Source organism: Oleiphilus sp. HI0043, from assembly GCF_001634935.1.
In genome coordinates this window covers 1-865 of record NZ_LWEY01000517.1, presented here as the reverse complement: position 1 = coordinate 865, position 865 = coordinate 1, and the positions used below count along the sequence as shown (strand labels likewise).

The following is an 865-nucleotide window of genomic DNA, read 5'->3' as shown; positions in this document are numbered from 1 at the left end:
ATCGAACCAAGGACACGAGGATTTTCAATCCTATGCTCTACCGACTGAGCTAACCGGGCATATCAATTATTTAAAGTGCTTGATCTTGCACTGGTACAACTTGTTGCGTCTCGGTATGTCTGCAACGGGGGCGTATTAAACCTGTTTCGTTTCGATGAGTCAAGAGCTAAAACTAAAAAAAAATCACAAACGTAAATTTTGATTATTTTGTAGGCGTAACATAGCCCTCTATGCTTTCAATGTCTTCATTATTAAAGAATTTATGCATCTGTTCTTTCAAGAACTTTCGGTCTTCGGCGCTCATCATATTGAGCTGTCGTTCGTTAATCAGCATGGTTTGTTTATTTTGCCATTCTTTCCAGGCTTGTTCAGAGATGTTGTTAAAAATATCTTGGCCCGCTTCTCCTGGCATTGTCGGGGTATCCAGGCCTTTCAGTTCTTTTTGATACTTTCTGCAAAAAACAGTGCGACTCATGTTTCGATCTCGTGTGGTAAGTAAATAGCATGTGATGGGTCAATCTTAGTCATTTAATCTGAATAAATCATCACAATTTAGCTTTTCAAGGTAGGAAGATATTGGTGCCGGCAGGCCTAATTTAGAAAGCTGATGTTCTTGGATCCACTTTAGCCTATCTGATGAGCGTACTTCTGGTAGTGACGCTTTTAGCTTTAATTTAACCGGCTGTATCTCTAGTTTGTAATGAGAAAAGGTATGGTGAATGCTTTGGTGTCTTTCTAGTAGTTCTGTTTCTATGCCAAAGTTCTCGGTGCAGTATTGAATCAAGTCTGGTGGCGTGAGTGAGGGTGGTGCCTCTGGCAAGCTATATAAACCACCCCATATTCCGCTTGGCGGCCTTTTCTCAAG

The 865-nt window shown here is 40.9% G+C and carries 2 protein-coding genes; both read right to left on the bottom strand.

The window, feature by feature from the left end; all coding sequences use genetic code 11:
• Window positions 1-202: 202 nt before the first annotated feature.
• Window positions 203-475 (bottom strand): oxidative damage protection protein, encoded by a 273-nt coding sequence (locus A3729_RS06410; RefSeq protein WP_068553869.1) that lies wholly within the window; start codon window positions 473-475, stop codon window positions 203-205.
• A 45-nt stretch (window positions 476-520) separates the two neighbouring features.
• Window positions 521-865 (bottom strand): NUDIX domain-containing protein (locus A3729_RS06405; RefSeq protein WP_197475625.1); only part of this gene is annotated, 345 nt, incomplete at its 5' end.